Source organism: Asticcacaulis sp. DW145 (assembly GCF_037101385.1).
Taxonomy (GTDB): domain Bacteria; phylum Pseudomonadota; class Alphaproteobacteria; order Caulobacterales; family Caulobacteraceae; genus Asticcacaulis; species Asticcacaulis currens.
The window spans coordinates 2,269,552-2,292,424 of sequence record NZ_AP029024.1 but is presented as its reverse complement, the minus strand read 5'-3'; the positions used below and the strand labels follow the sequence as shown (position 1 = coordinate 2,292,424).

Below are 22,873 nucleotides of genomic sequence, written 5' to 3'. Positions count from 1 at the left end.
CCAACGGGCGGACGATTTTTCACTAATAAATATCTTTTACTATTCTTAATTTCTCATTAATGATAGTAAAATTCATCAGTTCAAAGTTATAGGAATTGTAGACAGATGTCTGCCCAAAAAAAAATAGTCGTAGTGGTCAGGCAGAGGATAGTTTCCAAATCAAATGGGAGTTCTAGATACCTGATCAGCATTCTAGAATATCTTAAGTCTTGCGGCCACGAACTGGAAATTGTTTGGCCTTTAGAAGCAACGTTTGGTCGATGGCCGTTCCTTTTTTTATCGGGAGACGTTACTCAGTTTTCAAAATTGCGGTGGCGTGCCGGGTTCCGTGTCGGAAATTTTGTCTTTAGTAAAAACCCAAAAATCTATCTCTTGGCGCTTATAGCGCTGATAGACAGACTGCTTCTGAAAAGTGGTTTGATAAAGAGGTCGATTACAAAAAAGGCGCCAAGTTCACTCACCGCACCCGTCGGTGATGCCGACAGGCGGTTCGTAGAAAGCGTCGCGCGATCGGCAGACGGCGTTTTGTTTGATTACGCTTTTTCCATGCGCCTCGCCGGTACCTGGCTTAACTCTAAGCCGTCGCTTGTGCTCATGCACGATCTGTTTTCGAAGAGAGACAGCGAGTTTACCCAACAGGGCCTGGCAGATAACTATGGGGCCATCTCAAGAGATGAGGAGATGTCGTTGCTTTCGCAGGCCGGCGGCATTGTAGCCATTCAAGAAGATGAAGCCCAAGAGGTGCGACGTGCCCTGCCAAACGCATACATCGGTATAGCACCGGTGGCGATGGAGGTCGCAGGCGCGGCGCAACCTGGCAATGACGATCTGTTGCTATTCGTTGGCAGCAATGCAGAACCAAACCTTATCGGAATAAGATGGTTCCTGGAGAATGTTTGGCCTTTGTTGAAAGAACAGAGGCCGACTGTGAGGCTCGAAATTGCCGGTAGTTGTTGTCACGAACTGATGACACAGCCCGGGGTAAGCCTGTTGGGGGTCGTCCCGGACCTTAAGCCGATATATGCGCGTGCCGGGGTTGTGATCTCGCCGCTAACGGTGGGATCTGGGTTAAAGGTAAAGCTCATCGAGGGTTTGGCAGCGGGGAAGGCGATGGTCGTCACCCCTACCACCTTGCAGGGGGTTCCCGCACTTTCGGGTCTGGTGTCCGTCGCCGAAGACCCGGCGAATTTTGCAAACGAGACCTCGCGATTGCTCGCTGAAACAGAGCTTAGATCTGCTATAGGGGTGCACGCACTCAAGTATATGCGTACGCATTTTTCACCGGATAGGGCATATGATTGGATCGGGCGCTACTTTTCTGGGTAGTCTCTTAACCATTTTCTCTTTTTATGGTGCCTGAAATAGATATCGAAAAGAACTTTTTACAATGAACGTGTGGCAGGTCCGAAGATACGTCAAAGGGCTTATATTGACCGCGATGTGCCGGTTGAGAGGCGTCATTATTAAGGATCGGGTCGTTTGCCTCGGTAGGATGCCAAGTGTTGGCGGTAAAGGGCGTATAGAGATAGGCTCTAGGGTCTCGTTCAGGGGTATCAGGGCACAATCACGACTGTCAGCTGGTCAAGGCGGCAACTTAAGTATCGGCGACTTTTGCTTCATTAACAGCGGAGCCGTTATCGAGGCGAGTGTTTCAATAAAACTTGGTGCGTACTGTTTAATCGGCGAGCGCGTCAGCATTGTGGACAACAGTCACCATGAAGTCGCGCCCGGAGAAGGTATCAGACGCGCACCCATAACTATTGCAAAAAATGTTTGGATTGGCGCTGATGTTCTGATCATGCCCGGCGTAACCATAGGCGAGCACAGTGTCGTAGCCGCCAGGTCAGTCGTGACTAAAGATGTGCCGTCGCGTAGCGTTGTAGCCGGGATACCAGCGCGACTCATCCGCCAATTTGAGTGCCCTGATGACTACCGCAGACTTTGAGTTTTGATTTTCTAGCTTTGCGTGGGTTTCTCGAACCGCCGTTTGAACGGATTGGCGAAAACGCCTTCCCAAGGGTTGATCACATTGCCTGAACTTGCAAGTGGGTCTCTCGACAGAGATGCAATGAGAAACACGGTATAGAAGTTCATTGGCGTGAAGCTAAAGCTCTCTACAGAAGATAAGATAATGAAATGTAAGATCAGGGTGACCCAGATGCCATTGATGATGCTTGGGTTTCTAAATGTTCCCCAGAAGGCCTTCCATATGAGATAAGCCAGGGTCAGGCCGAAGATAGCTGACCCGATCAGACCGAAGTGGACCATAATTTCGAGATACGTATTGTGAAAATTAAAGCCGCGCTTGCCGGCTATTCCGTGCGCTTCCCATATAAATTCGGCAGGTGGATTGCCTTCAACCCAAAATGCACTTTGGCCCACTCCTAGCCAGAAGTGCTGCTTGATCTGTTCATGTGCAACCTCCCAGATCTCCGTCCGTCCGGTCAGGCTTGGATCTTTGTGAAGTGCTGCCAGAACAAGGCTCACGACCTGATCTTTAACAAAAAATCCAACGAGCCCAATGCATATGACGGCGTAGATGACGTAAATATTCGTCGCCAGCCTGATCCTTGGAGGCAGGACGCGGTACACATTTATGTACATAAGGAACATGCAGCAGAGGGTAGTCGCCAAAAAGTTACCCGCGGCTAGAGAGCGGATAAGGCCGAATGTGCCCACGCCGACACCCCAGGCTGCAAAGGCCATAACCCACGGTCTCTTTAAATTGATTGAGGCATATAACAGCCCCAAACTGGTCATCGTGGTTAGGCTTGAAATACTGCCGTAGTTATTCTTTGAGCCAGCGATGCCTACAAACACGTATTCACCGTGCTCCCAGGGTACATAGATCCCGAAAAGATGGGAGAGGGTCGAGTGAATGATAAGTGCGGTCGCCATACCAAAGAGTGTGTCGTATGGTCGTGGCGAGCTCGCAATTATAAGCCCTACCAGTCCGGTTAAGACAATCTGTATGCCGTAATAGATGGTTTCGCGAGGAAACTGTGACCATAGAACAGATAACAGACCGTAGGCGAGAAGACCCACAATCGGCAAGGCATAGCTGTTCTTTAAAAGAGATCGGCGCTCAACGAAAATGTAGAGTAAAATAAACGCAATAAGGGCGGCGACCCCAACAGTCATAAGATGTAAAGTCGCTAATAAAACACCCAGAAGAACCAGGGCAATTATATACTGATCTGACGGCCAGGGGATCAAAAACGCTTTTGGCCGTTTCGATCTTAATGTCTGAAAGTGCCTACTTAGCATTGGGCTCTGACCAGTATTGCTTCAAATCCTTGAAATAATGGATGGTGTCGCCGTAGCTGTGATAACTTGCCGATTTAGCGTCAACCTGATTTAGGCACACGCCTAACAAGTTCGATCCAGAGTCTTCGATTATTTCTTTTGCAACGAGAACGGCGTCTTTAGGCGTTTTGTTCCACCGGACGACCATCACTACGGCATCAGCCAGTTGGCCAATCACCCGGATGTCAGAAAGAGCTAGAACCGGTGCGGTGTCGATGATGATGTAATCGTAGGCTGGCTTGAGCTTTTCGAGGGCTCTTTCAAACAGGCTGTTTGTGAACACTTCAGCCGATATCTGTCGCTTATGGGGAACGAGGATCATGTCGGCGCCGCTGGCCTTATCGACGATGATGCTATCAGAAAGTCGTGCCTTCTGTGTGAGGACGTCCTGTAGACCATACTGGGGGTTCACGCCTACATTTTTGGTAAGCGAGAGGCGACGCATATCCGCGTCAATCAATAGAACATTGGCGCCGTTCATTGCCATGGCGCGGGCCAGAGACAAACTGAGAAGTGTTTTGCCCTCTTGTGGTAAGGCGGACGTCATAGCGATGACCTTCACGGGCGACGTACGGCCTGCCAAACGAATTTGTGTTCGCAGGCTCCGGATGCTCTCAGTAAAAAGAGAGTAGGGCTGATCAAGGACGTGGGTCAGCACCGAGGCTTTAGATTTTCCCTTTTCCAGCGAAATCAGGGGAACTGAAGTCAGATTCTTGAGACCTAGTTCTTCCGTTATCTCCCGGCCTGAACGGTAGGTTTGGTCGAGGACTTCCGAGACGGCGACATATCCGCCTGAGATCAATAGTCCAAGCACAAGCGCAAGCGCCAAATTCAGCTTCAAACTCGGCCCCGAGGGGCTGCGCGGTTCAACTGCGTCGGCTATTACTCTAACTTCAGGTTGGTCGATACCAAACTGTGCTGATATCTCCCGAGAGCGGTTCAGGAAGCTCTCATAGATCGTTTTTGAGGCCTCTGCCTTGCGCATCAATTCCGACAATTGAACGGCAGCCGCATTATTAACGTTTACCTGTCCTGAGGCACTAGAGCGACTGCGCGATAACGAATTATATCTCTCTTCGGCGACGCGCACCTGCGCATTGAGGTTCGCAAGGACCCGGTTGCGTTCGGTGTTTATCTGGGCATCATATTCATTGAGCTGCGTTTGAGCTCGGATGACACTCGGGTGTCTCGGGCCATAACTTGCCTGGAGCCTGGCAAGCTCCGCGGATGTCTCTGCCCGTTTTGAGCGCAAAGCCTTAATAACATCACTTTCAACCTGGAAGCCTTCCACGAGATCTTGGTCAGCCCGGATCCGAGCGAGCGCCCCATCGCGCCTCGCTCTGGCTTCACTCAGGTCTGCACTCGCCGTGGCGAGTTGCTGGCTAAGCGTCGAAACCTGTTGCTCGGCGAGTGAGACACCCTCGATGCTCATCAGGTTGTTTTTAATTTTATACTCTTGCAACGCGCGGTCATCGGCTTGCGCCTGATCGCGGAGTTTGGAAAGGCGGCCGTCTAAAAATCCTACAGCCTTTTGGCTTGCGTCCACCTTGTCCTGGATTTGCTTTTGTACGTAGGTCTCCGCATAAGATTGGGCGATCAATCGCGAGAGCTTCGGGTCCGTGGTTGTGGCCTCAATTCGCAGAATGTAGGACTGTCCGACGCGCGAGACCACAACGGCAGACTCAAGGAGATCCTCAAGAGAAACCTTCTGCGCTTTCAAACTAGGAAACGCATTCAGGTTTATTGATTTTGCGACACGTCTTGCCATATCGGGCGACTGAAGCACGGCAACTTCCGTTGCGATGGCAGAGGCTTCCAGAGGCACCCGAGATAACACCTCTGAGGATGACTTGTTTAAAACGGCAACTTGCCGTGCATCGAGTTGTAAGGAGGTTCCGGCCGTGTAAATTTTAGGCTGGAGGTAGGTGAGCCCATATGCTGCGATCAGTAGCAATGCAATTACAGCCACAAAAATAGGCCCGCGACGGCGGATGATTCCGACAATCTTGGAGGGGTCGATTCCAGCGTTTACGCCGTTTCCTTGTGGATACATTTGTGCGCGTCCATCAGGTGTCATATCTGACCTTCCGCCTATTTTTTAGAGCGAAGCTTCAAGAGTCTACGGTTAAAAGAGTCGAGTAAAAATTCGCGTGTGGAATGAGAAAGAAGTCACCTGACACACTCGCTAGGCGTCTTCTCATTTATCACTAGTCAGACAGCCGCCAAAATCAACTCCGAATTTACCAAGAAAATAAAGGTTTTGCGGAGTCTGGACACGTCGATGGCCCTTTTGAAAGGGCGTTAACCATATAAGTAGTTGCAATGCAGATTAAAATGCAAACCCTGCCCAGAAGGTGTCTTTGATTTCCAAAGACAGCCTTTTTTTTGTCGCCTCGTCAGCTTCGGTTAGGGGGATCGCCACCTGAAGGAGACTATCTGTGTCAAGTGCATCCGGAGTGAGCTGGCGCAGACGTTCTGACGAAATACCTACCTGTCCCCGCGGAAAGGGCGACAAAGACGCGCTGCTGCGGCCAAAACGTCTTTGCAACCCTTCAAGAACGAAGCCCGCGAAGATAATGGCACACGAGGGCCTTTGGCAAAGCGTCGAAAGGGCGCTCAAAGGCCGTATGCGCTTTACGTCTTCCACGAGCCTAACCGCCGCCCGATATCGGCGAAGTGCATTATCGCGGGGTAGAAGAAGTGCCCGAATGTCGGGGCGCTGGGTTTCATATTTTTGAAGGAAACGTGAATTCGCCGCGATCAATGCATCTGCATCATGAGAATTAAGCCTGAAGGACAGCGAAGATGGGTGGCGTCGATAGAAATATAAAGGAAGCGACGAGACTAGAAGTCTACCTCCGTTGGCGAGTAGATTTGCCAAGAAATCGAAATCTTCGCCTATGCGCACGGTTGTGTCATAAACTACGCCGGACTTCTTTAAAAAATCCATCCGTATGACCGGTTTTACATAGCCTAACGCGGATCCAAATCCAGCATCGGTTGGCGTTACCAAGACGGGCAACGAAACCTCAGTAAGCGGCGCATTAAGCAGATCCCCAATAAAGGGCCAAGCCAGCCTTCCATCTTCGTTTTCCGTGAACGCCAGCAGCTGATCAGCTACGATCTCAACCTTTTTGGTTGTGGCAATTGCCACGAGGCGTGCGAGCCTGTCAGGGTGAATGATGTCATCTGCGTCCATTACCGAAACCCAATCGCCCCGCGCGGCTGAAATGGCAAGGTTGCGTGCGGCGGCTGGTCCGGTCCCGGGTCCGTTTAGCAATTTGAGCCTGGGTTCTTCCCGTGAATAAGCCTCGAGCCATTCGCGGCTGCCGTCCGACGACCCATCATCGACGACAATCAGCTCAACATCCACGCCTCTTTGGCTAAGACAGCTTTGAACGGCATCTTGAAGGAAGCCTCCCGGATTGAGGCAGGCCATAACTATGCTAACTGATATCGACGACATCGTTATTTAGCCTGATAAACCCTGACGTAATCGACCTCCATTCGGGTGGGGAAGGCTTGGGGGTCTATCCCTTGGGCATTCCCCCATGCGCCGCCAACGGCGACGTTGATCAGAAGATAAAAACGATGATCAAAGGGCCAGCTATCGTAAGAGCCGTTCTTCGGCTTTTGCGCCGTGTATACTAACCTGTCATCAACAAAAAATGAGATGGTGTCCGCGCGCCAATCCATCTGGTAGTTATGAAATTGACCGCAGACGTCAGCTGCATACGTCGCCCCGGAAAGCTTGGGGCCACCGTGTTCGGTGTCGTAGGTGTGGAGTGTCGAATGGACTTTGTTTGGCTCGTGACCGACATGTTCCATGATATCGATCTCGCCGTCCTTTGGCCAGCTTCCTCCGTCACTCAGAAGCCAGAATGCCGGCCACACACCCCGGCCGCAAGGTAACTTCGCACGTATATCGAAATAGCCGTATTTCCAGGACGCATGGCCCTCTGTGATTAAACGGGCAGAACTATATTCCTGTCCCGCCCAGTCACCCTCGTTTGATAGGGCTTCCTTACGTACCTCGACGATCAGGTTGCCGTTCTCAAGGCGCGTGTTCTCTGTACGACCGCGCGCGTAATACTGGCGCTCATTGTGCCACCAAAGGGCCTTGTTGGCCCGAGTGTCAAATTGCCATTTTTTTGAGTTCGGAAGACCTTGACCGTCAAATTCGTCACTCCAGACCAGCTTATACCCGTCGGGTACGCGGGTACTTGCAGGCTGACCTGAGGCGCCTGTGCAGCCTACCAGTCCGAGGGTCAGGGTAAGTCCAAGAAACAGGACTTCTGTCTTTAAGTGGCGGTTTTTCATATAAAATTCCAAAAATTGACAATCAAGAAATGAGCGAAATTGCGGTAATTTTTTATTATCCATTCCGCTTTATTCAATATTAAGCAGGTTTTGTTACCTTGTTTGCGAAAAACGGAGCATAGAAGATGCCACGATCGCAGCTTAATACCATTAAATACTTCATCATTGTAACCGCGATTTTGGCAACTGGCTCCTACGGATTATGGCTGACCGGCCACGACCGCATTCTGGTCGACGCCACTCAGTCAGTCATTGCGTTCGTAACCACTTACTTGCTGTGCTCAATCCTGCTTCTCGCGCTCAACGGCATTAGAAAGTCTGATGTTGCGCTCATCACCTATACCCTGACAATGATGGCGCTAAATGGGCAGATTCTGTTAGCGCAAAATGGCCTTTTGGATTACCCCTATTTTGCGACGGCAGGTTCTTCCTTCATAGGCATGCTGGCGGCAATTGCTCCGATCTATATCTCAAACGTCAGGCAAGCGGCCCAGCACCGGCGTGCAGCCGATCGTGTTTCGCGTAACAGTCTCTCGGGACTTAAGCTCGCAACAGAGATGGCTTTATCAAACCCGCCTCGCCCGTATGGAATAGACGCGCAGGACGCACGTTCGCGAATCAGCCAGAGCTGACGATGCCCATGTGGGTTTAAATGATCCCTGAGCTTGGGACTTGCAAAAGCTGCCGCGTGACGGCTCAGCGCTTAGAAGCAGTCAAATCCTTGTAGATTTGTCCCGTCTGTAAAGTGACGCGCTCAATATCAAAATACTCGATGCCCTTTAATGAAGCCTCGCGCTGTGCTGCTAAAAGGTCTGGATCGGACAGCAGCGCCAGAAGAGCGGTGGCCAAGGCGTCCGGGTCAGCGGGAGGAACGAGGTGCCCCGCATTGCCCACACTCAACATTTCTGGGATGCCATCCACATCGCTGGCTACGATCGCACACCCTTGTTCGCGGGCTTCGGGTATCACAAGTGGGCAAGGATCCTGAAGGGAGGTCAGCACAAAGATGTCCGCAGCAGCCAGATAGGGTCGCGTTTTTCTGATCATTCCCAGAAAATGGATGCGGCTTGCGTGTTCAAACTCTGCCGCGATCGCCTTATACTGATCCGCGTGCGGCCCGTCGCCTAGAATGTAAAGGTGCGCGTCCGGTTGCGTCTTCGAAACGGCGTCAAAGGCCTTTAGTAGGTATCTAATACCCTTGCGATCATGAAGTCCGCAAATCGTCATGATTGCGGGATGGTTTAGGGTCACGCCTTCTACGGGTTCGTCTTTGCGTCGGGCGACGTTTCGGGTCCCGTTTAGCACGCTCACAACTTTTTTGGCGTCAACGCCACGGCCGATCATGTTTTGAGCGACCGCTTTGCTTACGCCGATGACCCGATCACCTAATCCCATCAGGATTGCGTGGCCATCGAAGGCATTGTGAACCGTTGTCACAAGAGGGACGCCAGAGGCTAACGAGGCAGCCTTTCCAGTCAAAGCCCCTGTCATCATGTGGGCGTGTAAAATGTCCGGCTTAAGTTTCCTGGTCAGCCGTACAAGGTCGAGGGTAGAGCGCGCAAGATTTAAAGGAGACTTGACGCTCTGGCGAACGCGGTGGTGCGTCACGCCGTTATCTGCGAGGAGCGTTTCGTAATCGCCACCCTGGCTCGCGTAATGGACTTCATACCCTTGAGCGCTCTGTGCACAGGCGAGGTCGACGGCAGCATGAACATTGCCATTTGCAAATATGACGTGGTTCGATACATGCAAAACGCGCATTTTAGGAACGCCCTTTTAAAAACCAGACGCTGCGCGCAAAGGCGGGCGAGGGATAGATGGAGTATTGAGAACCAACTCGTCGAGGGCAGCTCTGAGCTTTGTAGAGAAGCGTGCCTTGTCGAATTGGGCTGCGTGTGCACGCAGTCTTTCAGGAACGTACTCCTTGTACGTGCGCTCCATTTCAAGAACGGCGCTTGTCAAGCTTTCCGGGGATTGTTCATTAAACAAAAGCCCGGTCTGCCCGTGGATTACCGTTTCACACGCTCCGCCGCGTCCAAAAGCGATCACGGGTCTGCCGCAGGCCATGGCCTCTAAGGGGACAATACCAAAATCCTCAACGCCCGGGAACACAAGCGCACGACACTTAGACAGATGTTCTGCCATAACGTGATCGGGTTGAGACCCCAGAAAACGGACAGTCGGTCCTGCCATCTTCTGAAGCTTATCGGTTATGCCCGAGCCGATAACAATGAGAGGAAGCTTCAGCCGCGTGAATACCTCGACGGCCAGTTCGATACGCTTATATGGCGTAATCTGACCCGCACAAAGGTAGAAGTCTTCGGGGGTCTCATTGATGGAGAACCTCGAAAGGTCGACTGGGGGGTGCACAATCGTCGATTCTCTGCGGTAAAAACGCCATATCCGTTTGGCGACATAGGCAGAGTTCGCTAAGAAGTGATCAACTCTCGCAGAGGTCGTTACATCCCAACTCCGAAGCCACGGGCCCGTCAGGCGCATGAAGAACCGCGAAATTGGGCCCGCAGCGTTATAGTACTCGTACGATAGATCCCAAAGATATCGCATTGGCGAGTGACAGTAACAAATATGGAGCGCGTCGGGTCTTGGTATGATCCCTTTGGCGGGGCCCGCCTCCGATGAAATAATGAGGTCGTAGGCGGTGAGATCAAATGACTCAAGGGCTGCGGGCATCAAGGGCAGCAGTTTTTGGTAGGTTTTGGCGCCGCCGAGATTTTGAAGAAAAGACGTGAATATCCGCCTTTTTTGCAAGGTTGGAGAGAGTTTATCGAAATCAGCCACTAAACAATAGATGTCAGCATCTGGATACAACTCTGCCAAGGTCTCAAGCACTCGCTCGCCCCCTCGCATGCCGACCAACCAGTAATGTACGAGTGCAACTCTCATTATAAGTTCCGTGTCCGAACGGGTTCGGACGTCACCCCACCCAAGGTTTGAAAAAAAGCTGCGACGCGATCCGTTTGGTCACTTCTTTCAGAGAATCGTTTCACGATTCTTCCGACTCCGCAGGAGTTTAGGATGATTGCGACTGCAATCAACTCTCCCGCTAAAATTAGAACTGAGAAGCCCACGGTTTGCGCCCAAAAGGCCACACTGTCAGGCTGATATCGTGCGCTAGTAAGACCCGCGTTGGAACAGGACGGCGGGGATCGTCATGAAAAGGATCTGATAGTATAATTTTACAGTTCGCCGCTGCGAGTAAAGGCGGTCAAGAGCGACGCGGCGACGATAGGTAACGTCATTGCGGCCCATGACCTGCCATAAGCCCGTTATGCCCGGAAGAACAGACATGTAGAATTCAAAGGACTTTCCGTACTTGCACACCTCTGATCTAACAATCGGGCGCGGCCCGACTAGGCTCATGTCACCGCGAAGGACGTTCAGTAGTTGTGGCAGTTCATCAATGCTCGACTTGCGAAGAAAGCGTCCAAGCGCGGTGATACGCGGATCATTGCGCAGTTTGTGGTCGGCTTGCCATTCGGCGTGCGCCTCCCGGTCTTCGCGTAACAGCTTAGCCAGGATCTCATCCGAGTTGACGTGCATGCTTCTAAATTTCAGGCAACGGAATTCGCGCCCGTTCAGGCCGATGCGGCGCTGGCCGTAGAGCGACGGGCCGCCATCCTGAAATTTCACGAGTAGAGCGACTACGAGAAGGGCAGGCAGGAGAAACGCCAGCGCAACTGAGCTAATGAGGATATCGCTAACGCGAATAGCGATATCTGACCAGTTCTTATGCGACCGCAGTCTGGCATTGCGTACGACGACCGGGTCGCTTGGCATGGAAACATCTGAAAATGCTACGGCTACCGGCGTTTCGTACTTCATTGCCTGAGTCCAATTCTGAAACAAAAAGTCTTGTCTGACCGTAAAGTCGCAAAATAGATGCCACGCATGGTAATTCTGAACCGCGGCGGAATCGCTTAAAAATTAATAATTAACTAAGCTAGGGAACTGTTCAATGCGACACGCCAAATAGGAGAAACCCTAATGGGCACAGCATCTTAAGACAGGATTAGCCGACCAACTTCCAAAACCTTGGCGCGATCAGGAATTTGGTTAACATTTTTCGTGTTGCACTGCGAATAAAAAATTGAGTCTTTTCGAGACATCGCGTGTGATTTGCGCGTTCCTTATGGCACCCAAAGGAAAAGGCGCCTGGCCCGCAGACGCCTTGGTCCTAAATCAAACCACAGTCCCTCGTGACTAGTGGGCGAATAGCCTGACCACCATAATCCAAGCCGCGGCACTGGTTGCCAACATAAGACCCATGCCTATAAAAAATGTAACGGGGTCGCGCTCGACTTTCGGCTCAGATGAATTGTTCCATTCGCTCACAAGGCGGTTTTGGAGGTCATGGACGGGTGAGTGCCTGGATGACACGTCCGAGAGGTCTGCAATCCGCAACGTCGGTCCCGTGTCGGCTCCACTGTGGGACACCTCGTCGGCCTTAGGTTCGAGTTTTAGGGCCTTCTGTCCCATAACGCACTCCAATCGGTTTTTTACAACCCTTAAGCACGAAACCTTAAAATGTAGTTCTCGGATTTGGTTTATTTATAGGGTAAATAAATCCTTGATTGAATGTTATGCTCAGGCGTCTGACTGGATGGAGATATCAGTGTTAACATCATCTCAAAAAACTATATCAGAAACAGAGAGTTAGGTCGTCCAGATAGGGAGCCCTTTCTGAAACGGTCCGTCTGTTTGGCATGGCCACACGCATTGACCGCGCTCTTTAGCCAATCGCTCATTCGCATCGTAGTGCATTGAGGCGTCTCTTACAGCCATCTTATCTGCAGACGCTTTTCATATCGCCTTAAACCGAGGGGGGAGGGGCCGCCGATTGGATCGTGCGGCTCGAACCAGGTGCCGATGCAGAGACATCGAAACGGCTACGTTTGACCCGCCGCCCTTTTTCCCGCGCACGTCGCCTGACCTCTTCCACCATCATTGGGGCGACGCTCATAAAGACGCCAAAGCCTCCAACCAAAAAATCCAGAAGGTTGCCGTCACGGCTGAAATAGGGCTGAACTATTTCTATTAGCCCGGCAAGACATAAGCACAGGGTTGCGATGTCTCGTCTGCGCATCCATGGGACGGAGAGTTGAGCGAGGCAACTTAACGCAAACATTGCCAGCGCATGGGCTTCGAGGTCGGTTAAGCCTATAAACCGCTCCAGACCCGGATAAGGACTGAAAACCAGAAAAGCGATGGTTGCCAGAAGGAGAATAACGGCCACGCGTGTTATCAATACAATAGTCCTTGGCGAACTCATCACGAACTCCGTTAATGCGGACGGCGAGGGGAAAACACAGAAAATTGGAAAACTGACGCCAACGCGGCGTTAGCGCTGGGCGGCCGAAGAAAATGCTGCAGAGCACAAAAATTAAGGTATGGGATAGGTGATGTCAAAGGGAAGATCGGGTAATCGCTAAAAAAGTACCTGCCTTACAGAATATGCACTGCGCCGTGTTGACTTTTAACAGGCATTAGTTTTGCAAGGACGGGGGCGTGGGCGGGGAGGCTTTCTTGTCCACTACACATCTTCTTATGCATTTTCTGTCTTAATGAATGGCATGGCGCCTGGGGCGCCTTCCATCACAACCATCTAACGAGACCTCAGTGTTCGCTTCACTCGTTGCCCTTGCCTTACTGGCTGTCGCGTTCTTCCGCCCGGGCAACATGGTGTTGTATCTGGGCTTTGCGTTTATGAGTTTCGGCACCCTGGCCATTATCCCACCGAGTTTTGTCGGGGGGACAACGATACTCGCTTCTGCCATCACGTTCCTCGCGCTGGCGGGGCAGCAATCTCTGAAGCCAATGGGCACGCAGTGGATGCTCTCGGGGATTACCCGTTTAGGCGATCTCGGGCTCTTGTTCCTTTTCACAATATGGGCTGTTCTTGGTGCCTTTTTTCTCCCACGTGCCTTCCAGGGGGAGATACTCGTCTATCCCATGAGAGCGCTTGGGCTTGTGTCCTACGCAGCGCCCCTGCAGCCTACGTCTTCGAATATCAATCAGGCACTTAATCTGGTTATCGACTGTGGCGTCGCCGCTGCAGTTTATGCGATGTCGAGACGCCCGGGTTTCACAGATTCTATGAAGAGAGCGCTCCTGATCGGTGGTGTCTTCGTCGTGATAACGGGTTTAGCTGATTTCCTGACGGCTTCTGTTGGGCTTGGGGGGCTGCTCGATCCCTTTCGCACGGCATCCTATGTGCTGATGGCAGACTCTGAAGTGGCCGGTGCGCGACGTCTTATTGGCCTGATGGCGGAGGCTTCCGGATTTGGATCTGTCGCCGTTTCACTGGGCGCTCTATTGTTCTTCACGCGCTATAGCTACGATGTCAAAACTCGCTTTAGATACGTCTATCCGATAAGTCTGGTCTGTCTCGTCATGGCACTCATGTCGACATCCTCGACCGCATACGCGGCACTGGCCGTTTTCTTTGCCCTGCACCTTTTGGACATTCTTTGGCGCATGATGTTTGGCCTGAAAAAGTTCTCAGGCCCCCTGTTTTACGAGATCATCCTGTCGTTCATGGCCTTACTTTTGCTCGTTTCAGTAGTTGCTGCCTGGGCTGAAGCACAGGCTACAATAATGTCCATGCTCGACTCGATCATTTTTAACAAGAAACAAAGTTCCTCCTATTTAGAGAGAAGCGCTTGGACTAACCAGGCATTTCAGGCTTTCTGGGAGTCTAACGGTGTGGGTATTGGCGTCGGCGGTGCACGTACGTCGAACTTTTTTGTCAACATACTCGCAAGCACCGGCGTTCTAGGCGTTTTGCTGTTTGGTCTATTTATCGCGCGTGTGTTTTTCGCTCGCATTCCCCGCGAATGTCCGGAGGAATTCGAACTGGTGCACGGGTTTAAACTCACCTTGTTTGTAGCCGCTACGGTCGCTGCCTTAGCGGGGACAACGCCCGATTATGGCACGCTCGTTGCCTGCATTTTCGGTGTGTGCGTTGGCCTGGCAACGCATAAACTCAAAGGGGACACTGAGGCGCCCCCTCTGTAGCACATGTGCTAAAACATGCTTCAGACGTTACGCAATTCTGGCCATCACCTCTTAAAAAAACAAGCTCTCTATGTCGAACGAAGCGCTAAAAATTTCCATTTGTATCTGTACTCATAACAGAGCATCCGATGTTGAGGACTGCCTGTCTGCCCTCATGTCCCAATGGAACGATCAATGCATAGAAGTGATTATAGTGGATAGCGCTTCTCGCCCGGAGCATGCGAAACGGCTGGTCACCTTAACCCAAAAATGGCCAAAACTCGTCTATATTCGATCCGAAATCGCGGGGCTTTCCGTCGCTCGAAACATTGGCATTCAAGCCGCAAAGGGCGAGTGGATCGCGTTCCTGGATGACGATGCCGTACCGTTCCCGGATTATATAGACAGAGCCATCGAGAGCGTTACCTCCATGGAGCCTGATGTCGCATTTTTCGGCGGGAGACTTAAACCGCGTTGGCCAACGGCTGAGCCCCCTCGCATTGGCAAGATGTGGATGAATTTTTTATCTCTCATCGATGACCCCACGCCTATCAGGCTGACGGAGTCGGGCATGATTTTTGGAGCAAATTTGTTTTACCGTCGAAGGGTGCTTACACATCGGCCGGCGGCCTTTGACCCCTCGCTCGGGCGAGTTGGGAATTGTCTTCTCAGCGGAGAGGAGATTAATCTCCATGCCAGTCTGCTTAAGGAAGGCTACCAGTGCCGCTACGTCGGCACCGTGGCCGCAGAGCACAAGGTGTCGGAACAGAGGCTCACGCTCGAATGGATCAAACAGCGTGCCTACTGGGACGGCATTACACTTATAGCCATTGCAAAGCTCAGCGGGGAGCCGCCCGCCAGAGCGACCTCCCTCGGTCGCCAACTGGCGAAGGTCGCTCTATTGTGGCCATTGATGATTTTCGAAGACACGACGGGCGAGAGAACCGCAAATTTTTACCGTTCTCTAGGCGTAATCAGAGCGCGAACCCTCGGAATTCCTCAGACGTGAATTTTTCCGCGCTTAGGGTGTGCAGATAGAATTTGAACCAAACACTCTTTTTGTTGTTCATTCCAACGGACCGCGCCTTCCAGAGATTTTGCGCTTTTTTCCCGTCTCAGGTGAGCATCCCTATAGAGCGCAATAACGGCGGTTGCAAAGGCGTGAGGATCTCCGTCTTTCACGATGCTTACACCTTGCAGACAATCGCGGGGTAAGCCCATCACTCCAAATTCAGTGCTAACGATCGGAAGCGCCATGCCGAGTGAGTCAATAAGCTTGATTTTTACCCCCGTCCCCTGAACGATAGGGTTGAGACTGAGTGGCGCTTGCGCAAACGCATCTCTGATGTCATCCACAAACCCGAGCTTTGTTATGGATTGCGCGTCTTCGATGTCTCGGCAAATTGAGCCGCCCACGAATAGCTTGAATTCCGGAACTTCTTTCAAAATGAGTGGCAATACGTCGTCTATAAAATAACGAATAGACTGACGATTGGCTTCAAATGATGAGCCTAGAAACGTCGCACCGGCACACTGATCCAGTCCCATGATGGGTTTGATTTCGGTTATGTGGCTCAGAATATGGATATCAGGTGCCCCTGTCTCAGGAAGCATTTGAGCAAACAGTTCTGCCTCTTGCGCCTGGATTGCGACAATCGTATCTGCCCGCAACAGACCCCGGACCTCCTCTTTCTCATCTATGTAGTGCCGGATACTGTCATGTGTATCAATAATCTTGTGAACAGAGGAACCGAAAGCCTCTATCGCTTTTGAAAATAGGACATAAGTCACTATGACACAGTCAAAGTTTGATTTTTGCGCGTAGTTTTGGAGCTGATTTAAGAAAGGCTTATAGAAAGCCTCGTCGACGCTTGAAAGCTCGTAAGGCTGATCGATTGGACCTTTAGGGAAAAGCTTGCGGGAGACCTTCCCCAACGCTCGATTGAGATAATAGAGCGCGTTTGAAACCCCTCCCCTCGACAAGGCGGTGTAGCGGTCAGGCCCAAAAAAGGCCTCGTGGGCCGAAGCGTCATAATCACCCATTTGTCGGGAAGGTAGGAAGAAAAAATGGATGTCGTGCCCCGCCTCTTTCAATGCATTATAGAGCGTATGCTGTCTGGCTCTGTTACCACCTGAAGTTGGAAACACAGGAACCGGCGATACAAGCGCTATCTTCACTAGGGGCCTCTTTTTAGCGAATAAGGATAGCCATGAGATAAACTGAATGCGTTAAGATTCACGCTAGGAGGGTATATTTTTTCCTCCGGTACCCGCTGACTCTCCGACACGAACGCTGCGCCGCCCTTTCTTTTTTGTTGCGGTGCGAAAGGGGTGGCATGTATGACTATCACCACTTTAGGCGACTGGCGGGCGACAATCGCAGAACAGCCTCTATTATCTGGATGGACGTACCTCGCTCTTACTCTGAAGGTCGTTTTGGTGTGGCCGGTTTGGTCTCCTCCGGCATTGCGGTCGCTAATGAAAGATCGGACAAGGCAGAGCCCATGGGCACACTTATTGCACGGTGTTGGTTCTAGCTTTGGACTAGCCTCGCGGACCGGGCCGGTCGAACTGGGCTGGTCGAACCTCTCACCCCCTCGTTTTCATCCTCAGATGGAAAACGAAGACAGCGTTTTGATAGACACGGTTTTTTTGGAATATCCATTAGTCGCAATGAGCCGGTTTCGGCGCTCTGCTTTCATATCTACCTACGATTAGAGTTTAAAGAATGTCTGACGCAATCGCCGGAAAGCCCTCAAACGCAAAAGCCTTCTCGGGCTTTTTTTGGATGATGACGCTGGGCATCATTGCTCGGGTTGCCGGCTTTCTGACGCAGATGATTCTGTCTCGGATCCTAAGTCAAAATGATTTTGGTGAAATTGGCCTTGCATATACCGTAATTACGGTCGCGACCATGGCCTCAAATTTTGGGGTTGATGATGTTCTTGTCCAGCGCGGAAAGCAACTGGGGCTGTGGGCCAGTACAGGCCTTATTATATCCTTCGTACTCGGGCTTATCGGTGCTGTTGCTATTATTGTGGCGGCCCCGATTGCGGCTACTTATTACCATATACCTCGAATTAGTGACATTCTTCTGATTGCGTCGGTCACGTTGCCTATTACCGCACTTGCGACCCCGGCATTGGCGAAGCTGCGGCAGGACCTTCGGTTCCGATCGGTAAGTGCTATCACCGGCGTAGAAATACTTGTCACCTCATGCGCGACCATCCTTCTGGCGAAGCTTGGGTTTGGGGCTCTCAGTTTCGTTCTGCCAGTGCCATTCACTATTGCGGGGCGAGTGATAGCGTACTGGGTACTGGCTCCGGTTCCGCTCACGCGTTTTCGGTTTCGTCTCGTGCCACGTATTTTCGGTCGATCATTGGCGGTTTGGGCCCATCGGGTTGTCGTAACCCTTATCAGCCAGGCCGACTATGTTTTGCTGGGTTTAATGACCACAACTGAAAAGGTCGGCTATTACTATTTTGCCTTCCGTTTGGCCAATCAGCCACTGATGATTATGGCGAACAGCCTCCAGAGCATTTTATTTCCGCTCCTTACTCAACACCAGCGCGACGAGAAGCGGCAGTTGAGGATATTGCTGCGGGTTCTGTCCGCGGTGAACTTCGTGGTCATGCCCGTCTGCTTTTTGCAAGCCACGGCCGCGCCATGGTTGGTCCCACTCTTTTTTGGAGATAAGTGGGCTCCCGCGGTCATCCTCGTTGAAATTCTAACATTGGGTCTTTGCGTTGAAGCGGCAGCCTGGCAGGCGGGAGCGCTTTTGAGCGCACGTGGCAACTTTGTCGCAACTTTTAAATACACCTTTCTTCTCTCGTTAATGTTCGTGCCCTTCATCGTTTTGGGATATCATCTCGCTGGGGTCACAGGTGTTGCCTATGGCGTGGCCGCCTATTATCTGATTTCCTCGGCGGCGTTCACATATCTCGCTTTAAGAAAGGATTCTGTCACCTTAAAAAGTGTCGCCTATCTATATGGCATTCCGGCGTCTATCTCGTTTGTGACGGCGGCCGTGGGTCGCGTGGTTGGTAACTATGTAGTCGATCAGGCTGGCTATTTTGCCGCAATAGCCGCTGCAGGTCTGGTAGGCCTGCCTGTTTATCTTCTGTTGTGGCGAAGCTTTGGGCGAGATAGTTTCGACATGATTTTTGAGAAGGTCACAGGGCGGCTCGGAAAATTTTTTAGGAAATAAAGCCATCCGCCTTAAGGCTTATCCGTCCCTCGAACCTGGCGTGTTGCCGAGCCACAGGTTGCGTTCAGAAACGCTCTTTCGTATCAATTGGGGAAAATATCGATTCGGAAATTCGCATTAGGGAGACATAAGGTCAGTGGGAGCGGCTACAGCCAGGCTCGATTTTTCTGCACCCGATCCGGTCACCGGCCCGGCTGTAGATCGCTTGACCTACGCCGTTGGTGATATCCACGGACGATTTGATCTCTTCAAGAGAGTGATTTTCGACATAAAAATGGATGCACATGCCCTTGGTCAAAAGCCGAGAATTGTGCTTCTTGGGGATTACATTGATCGTGGTCCTCAATCCGCAAAGGTTCTGGAAGCCGTTTGGCTTCTCGGTCAGCAATCATGGTGTGACCTCGTTCCCCTCCTCGGCAATCACGAAGACATTTTCGTAAAATTTCTCAAGGATGCTTCGGTTGGGCCTCAATGGTTCAGATACGGTGGATTCGAGACAATTAAGTCGTTTGGCATTCCTCTGGCGAGGCTGCCCGAAACACCGGATGAGTGGGAGCTCGTCCGCTTGCGATTGAATGAGGCCCTGTCACCACGCCAGTACAGCGTTTTAAAGCAAGCGAAGCTCTGTTTCGATGCTGGAGACTATGTATTTGTTCATGCTGGCATTGACCCCGATCTTTCGCGGGCTGATCACACCTCTGATACCTATCTCTGGATCCGCGAACCGTTTTTGAAGGTGAAGAGGGCCTGCACCCAGGCCGTCGTTCATGGGCACACCCCGTCGGAAGATGTGGTGAATGAAATGTGGCGGATTGGACTGGATACGGGGGCCTATGCGACGGGCATTCTAAGTGCTGTGCGCCTGCTGGGCCGCTCACGCCGCGTTATGCAGGTGAATGTAAAGGATCTATCACCGCCGCCGTCTGCGGCGGCAGGGTCAAGTCAGTCCGCTTGAGAGAACGTGATTTTTTTGCACCTTAATTCGCTTTAGCGATCGTTTTGCCCCGTGTTGGCGCGCAAAGTGCACAAAGCTAAATATCCCTGAAACTCTTTCATGGTAGTGTACCGCTTAGGATTTCCGCCTAGGGTGGCCCCATGGGTCCTAATAGGCATCGCCTAAATGATTGCTATGAAGGAAGCGTTTTAGATCTATGTCTGCAAAGGTGATCAGCGGCTGGTTTAAAGGCGTCTTCTCGCGTAACAAACGCGACCTGTCCCTCGAAGACCCCGAGACATCTCGCGGTTCAAGCTATATCGACAAACTCACCTATGCGATTGGTGACGTGCACGGATGTAACAGTCTGTTGCGCGAGCTGATTGAGCTCATACGTAACGATTCTCGAGGTTACCCTGGTCAGCCGAGAGTGGTTCTCCTTGGGGACTATATCGACCGAGGCCCAGCTTCTCGCGAAGTTATCGACACCGTTATTGGCCTGCAAGGGGCTAACTGGTGTGAAACGATCGCGCTGCGGGGAAATCATGAACAGGTTCTCAAGCAGTTTCTTTTAGATAGTGCGAAGGGCCCAGACTGGGTTATGTGGGGCGGAGCTGAGACCCTGGCCTCTTACGGCATAGCCGCACCGACCCGGCAAAATACAGAGGGTTGGCTAGAGGCCCGGCGCGAGCTCGCGAGAACCTTTCCGTCAGAGCATCTCCACTTTTTAAATGAGACCCGTCTTTTATATAAGGCCGGTGACTATTTGTTTGTTCATGGTGGCGTGAAGCCGGGTGTGCCGTGGGATCAGCAAACTGCCGAAACGCTTCTGTGGATCAGGGATGAGTTTCTTGACGCAGAAAGACCCTGCGAACTCGTGGTGGTTCATGGCCACACTGCCAGTGAGACGGTCAAACAAACCCCGTGGCGTATAGGCGTCGATACTGGCGCCTTTGCGACGGGGCGTCTGACCTGTGTGAGGCTTTTTGAGAACGAGCGCCGGTTTATGCATGTCAAGAAAGGTGCCAGCGTAACCGTTACACCGTCTGAGCTGAACGGGCCGAAGGTTTCCGCCGTTTGACGCCTGGCAAATGCCCTTGGAGTGGTGTGTCAAATTCGCTCGGCGTCGAACACGGCCTGTTCCCTTATGCGTTCCCAGTCTAGGGCGTGCGCTGGCGCTGATCCAGTCTCACAAGATCTTTCCCGGCGACCGCAAATTCGGCACGCTAATTGCTCACCAGCTTAGTAACAGGGTATAGATAACAATAATGTCCGGTCTTTGGCTTGGGTAAGGTTATGACTGATCAAAAACCACGACGTGTGAGAGTGAGAAAACGTAAAGGCGCGCCTGTAAAATCCGCAGGCGCACTGTCACGTCGCGTCATGCTTACCGGCGTTGCCGGCGCTGCCATTCTTGGCGCCGGATTATATGCCAAACAAGTTCTTACAGCCGAGCCAAATCGTCTGTCTCTCGATAACTATCGAATGACCTTCAACGAAGAGTTCAACGGTAACGATTTTTCCATTGAGCTATTCATGAAGCGCTGGTACCCCCACACGCCTTGGTGGGGGGATTTCGGTGACGCCGCCTTTACTGATCCTACGGCGGGCTTCCCGTTTACCGTTGAGCATGGAAGCCTTCGCATCGAAGCCCGAAAGGATGAAGCGGGCAAATGGCGCTCTGGTCTTATCTCGAGCATTGATCGTGAAGGGAAGGGCTTTGCTCAGCTTTACGGTTATTTCGAGATGCGGGCAAAAATGCCTCCGGGTCCGGGCGTTTGGCCCGCCTTCTGGCTCAATAGCTCCATGTCGCGCGACAATCTTGACCCTGCCGTTGAGATAGACGTTGTTGAGTATTACGGGCAGTTTCCCAAAGACATCCACAGCACTGTCATCATATGGCCGAAGGGCGAACGGAAAAATCGAGCGGTTGCCAATATCCATCGTGTCCCGGATATGCGCCTTTCGGAAGGGTTCCATAGCTACGGTGTCAGCGTAGAGCCCGACTGGATAATCATGTATTTCGACGGTGAGGAAACATGGCGGACGCCTACACCTCCCGAGCACAAGTACCCATTAATGGTTCTTTGTAACCTCGCACTGGGCAGCGGATGGCCGATCGATAAGACCATAAACCCGTCTTATATGTACGTAGACTATATTCGCGTCTATGAAAAAATCGCATAATTTATTGAGAATATTATGAAAATTTCAATCGGAATCGCCACAGCTGGCAGGCCTGCGCTCGTCGGTCGGGTCGTTAGATACTTAGAAAAGCAAACCCTTTTACCGTCTACGGTCTATGTGTGTCCGGCAAAATCCTCGGATTTTGATCCCACAAGCGTGGAGGGTCTGGCTTTCCCGGTCGTCACGGTTCGCGGCGCCATAGGGTTGCCCGCGCAACGTAATCTCATCCTCGATGCGGGTCGAACCGATGATGTCATTTTGTTCATTGACGACGATTTCTTGCCTGAGTCTGACTTTCTTTTTGAACTCAACCGCCTATTCGAAGACGACCCGACAATGGTGTTAGCGACCGGTCATGTCGTGGCCGATGGGGCCACCGGCCCTGGGTTGTCGTTTGAAGACGCCGATGCGATTATCTCACAACTGCCCCTAAAACCATCGGAACGCCTTGAAAGTGTTTACAACGCCTATGGCTGCAATATGGCGGTGCGTGTTCGAACGGCCCGCGGGCATGATGTACGTTTCGACGAGGTCTTGCCCCTTTACGCGTGGTGGGAGGATGTCGACTTTTCAAGGCGTTTGGCTCCGTTCGGTAAGATCATTAAGAGCAATCGGCTTCGGGGCGTTCACATGGGCTCGAAATCCGGCAGAACGCCAGGGGTAAGGCTTGGCTACTCTCAGGTGGCCAATATCGCTTACCTCGTTCAAAAGGGCTCCGTGTCCTTCCCTGTCGGTGCGGTGAGAATTGGCCGTAATGTGTTTGCAAATGCGCTGCGCCAGTTTGCACCTGAGCCTTGGGTGGATCGAAAGGGCCGTTTTGTTGGCAATCTCAAAGGCCTCTCAGACTGGATGAGGGGCCGGGTAGACCCGCAGCGGATTTTACGTCTCTGAGGTCATCTTCGTGC

The 22,873-nt window shown here is 51.9% G+C and carries 19 protein-coding genes; 10 read left to right on the top strand and 9 right to left on the bottom strand.

What is annotated here, in order from left to right:
- Positions 1-105: 105 nt before the first annotated feature.
- Both AACH73_RS10485 and AACH73_RS10480 read left to right on the top strand, forming a co-directional pair.
- Positions 106-1,326: a glycosyltransferase family 4 protein gene (locus AACH73_RS10485; protein WP_338734867.1), complete on the top strand. Its 1,221-nt coding sequence runs from the start codon at positions 106-108 to the stop codon at positions 1,324-1,326.
- 61 nt (positions 1,327-1,387) lie between these two features.
- The gene (locus AACH73_RS10480) at positions 1,388-1,945 is read left to right on the top strand and encodes an acyltransferase (RefSeq protein WP_338734866.1); all 558 of its coding nucleotides are present in this window, start codon (positions 1,388-1,390) and stop codon (positions 1,943-1,945) included.
- A gap of 11 nt (positions 1,946-1,956) precedes the next feature.
- Here the strand turns inward: AACH73_RS10480 and AACH73_RS10475 are convergent, their stop codons facing one another.
- The 4 genes from AACH73_RS10475 to AACH73_RS10460 form a co-directional block, all read right to left on the bottom strand.
- Positions 1,957-3,216 (bottom strand): O-antigen ligase family protein, encoded by a 1,260-nt coding sequence (locus AACH73_RS10475; protein ID WP_338734865.1) that lies wholly within the window; start codon positions 3,214-3,216, stop codon positions 1,957-1,959.
- Positions 3,217-3,256: 40 nt separating this feature from the next.
- The gene (locus tag AACH73_RS10470) at positions 3,257-5,383 is read right to left on the bottom strand and encodes a polysaccharide biosynthesis tyrosine autokinase (protein WP_338734864.1); all 2,127 of its coding nucleotides are present in this window, start codon (positions 5,381-5,383) and stop codon (positions 3,257-3,259) included.
- 252 nt (positions 5,384-5,635) lie between these two features.
- Positions 5,636-6,745, bottom strand: coding sequence for a glycosyltransferase (locus AACH73_RS10465; protein WP_338734863.1), 1,110 nt, complete (start codon positions 6,743-6,745; stop codon positions 5,636-5,638).
- Positions 6,746-6,774: 29 nt separating this feature from the next.
- Positions 6,775-7,689, bottom strand: coding sequence for a glycoside hydrolase family 16 protein (locus AACH73_RS10460; RefSeq protein WP_338734862.1), 915 nt, complete (start codon positions 7,687-7,689; stop codon positions 6,775-6,777).
- Between the two features lie 62 nt (positions 7,690-7,751).
- Between AACH73_RS10460 and AACH73_RS10455 the strand changes: the two genes are divergently transcribed.
- Entirely contained in the window at positions 7,752-8,258 is a 507-nt protein-coding gene (locus AACH73_RS10455) for a hypothetical protein (RefSeq protein ID WP_338734860.1), read from the top strand.
- Positions 8,259-8,322: 64 nt separating this feature from the next.
- Here the strand turns inward: AACH73_RS10455 and AACH73_RS10450 are convergent, their stop codons facing one another.
- The 4 genes from AACH73_RS10450 to AACH73_RS10435 form a co-directional block, all read right to left on the bottom strand.
- On the bottom strand, positions 8,323-9,387 hold the full coding sequence (locus AACH73_RS10450; RefSeq protein ID WP_338734859.1) for a glycosyltransferase family 4 protein: 1,065 nt from the start codon (positions 9,385-9,387) through the stop codon (positions 8,323-8,325).
- A gap of 15 nt (positions 9,388-9,402) precedes the next feature.
- Positions 9,403-10,476 (bottom strand): glycosyltransferase, encoded by a 1,074-nt coding sequence (locus tag AACH73_RS10445; protein ID WP_338734858.1) that lies wholly within the window; start codon positions 10,474-10,476, stop codon positions 9,403-9,405.
- Between the two features lie 282 nt (positions 10,477-10,758).
- A complete protein-coding gene (locus tag AACH73_RS10440; protein ID WP_338734857.1) occupies positions 10,759-11,469 on the bottom strand; it encodes a sugar transferase in 711 nt (236 codons plus the stop codon).
- A gap of 988 nt (positions 11,470-12,457) precedes the next feature.
- On the bottom strand, positions 12,458-12,916 hold the full coding sequence (locus AACH73_RS10435; RefSeq protein ID WP_338734856.1) for a vanz family protein: 459 nt from the start codon (positions 12,914-12,916) through the stop codon (positions 12,458-12,460).
- A 347-nt stretch (positions 12,917-13,263) separates the two neighbouring features.
- On the opposite strand from AACH73_RS10435, the gene AACH73_RS10430 reads away from it, so the two are divergent.
- Both AACH73_RS10430 and AACH73_RS10425 read left to right on the top strand, forming a co-directional pair.
- Positions 13,264-14,661 carry a hypothetical protein gene (locus AACH73_RS10430; RefSeq protein ID WP_338734855.1) on the top strand — a complete coding sequence of 466 codons (1,398 nt, stop codon included), beginning with the start codon at positions 13,264-13,266 and terminating at the stop codon, positions 14,659-14,661.
- 70 nt (positions 14,662-14,731) lie between these two features.
- Entirely contained in the window at positions 14,732-15,649 is a 918-nt protein-coding gene (locus AACH73_RS10425; protein ID WP_338734854.1) for a glycosyltransferase family 2 protein, read from the top strand.
- Here the strand turns inward: AACH73_RS10425 and AACH73_RS10420 are convergent.
- Positions 15,640-16,818 (bottom strand): glycosyltransferase family 4 protein, encoded by a 1,179-nt coding sequence (locus AACH73_RS10420; protein ID WP_338734853.1) that lies wholly within the window; start codon positions 16,816-16,818, stop codon positions 15,640-15,642. The two genes, AACH73_RS10425 and AACH73_RS10420, sit on opposite strands and share 10 nt — an antisense overlap.
- 550 nt (positions 16,819-17,368) lie before the next feature.
- Between AACH73_RS10420 and AACH73_RS10415 the strand changes: the two genes are divergently transcribed.
- The 5 genes from AACH73_RS10415 to AACH73_RS10395 all read left to right on the top strand — a co-directional run bounded on the left by AACH73_RS10415 (position 17,369) and on the right by AACH73_RS10395 (position 22,859).
- Positions 17,369-18,847, top strand: a complete 1,479-nt coding sequence (locus tag AACH73_RS10415) for an oligosaccharide flippase family protein (RefSeq protein ID WP_338734852.1) — start codon at positions 17,369-17,371, stop codon at positions 18,845-18,847.
- 205 nt (positions 18,848-19,052) lie between these two features.
- Positions 19,053-19,802: a metallophosphoesterase family protein gene (locus AACH73_RS10410; RefSeq protein WP_338734851.1), complete on the top strand. Its 750-nt coding sequence runs from the start codon at positions 19,053-19,055 to the stop codon at positions 19,800-19,802.
- 196 nt (positions 19,803-19,998) lie between these two features.
- Positions 19,999-20,862 carry a metallophosphoesterase family protein gene (locus AACH73_RS10405; RefSeq protein ID WP_338734850.1) on the top strand — a complete coding sequence of 288 codons (864 nt, stop codon included), beginning with the start codon at positions 19,999-20,001 and terminating at the stop codon, positions 20,860-20,862.
- A 215-nt stretch (positions 20,863-21,077) separates the two neighbouring features.
- Positions 21,078-21,968, top strand: coding sequence for a glycoside hydrolase family 16 protein (locus AACH73_RS10400; RefSeq protein ID WP_338734849.1), 891 nt, complete (start codon positions 21,078-21,080; stop codon positions 21,966-21,968).
- A gap of 15 nt (positions 21,969-21,983) precedes the next feature.
- Positions 21,984-22,859 (top strand): glycosyl transferase, encoded by an 876-nt coding sequence (locus tag AACH73_RS10395; RefSeq protein ID WP_338734848.1) that lies wholly within the window; start codon positions 21,984-21,986, stop codon positions 22,857-22,859.
- Positions 22,860-22,873: the final 14 nt, after the last annotated feature.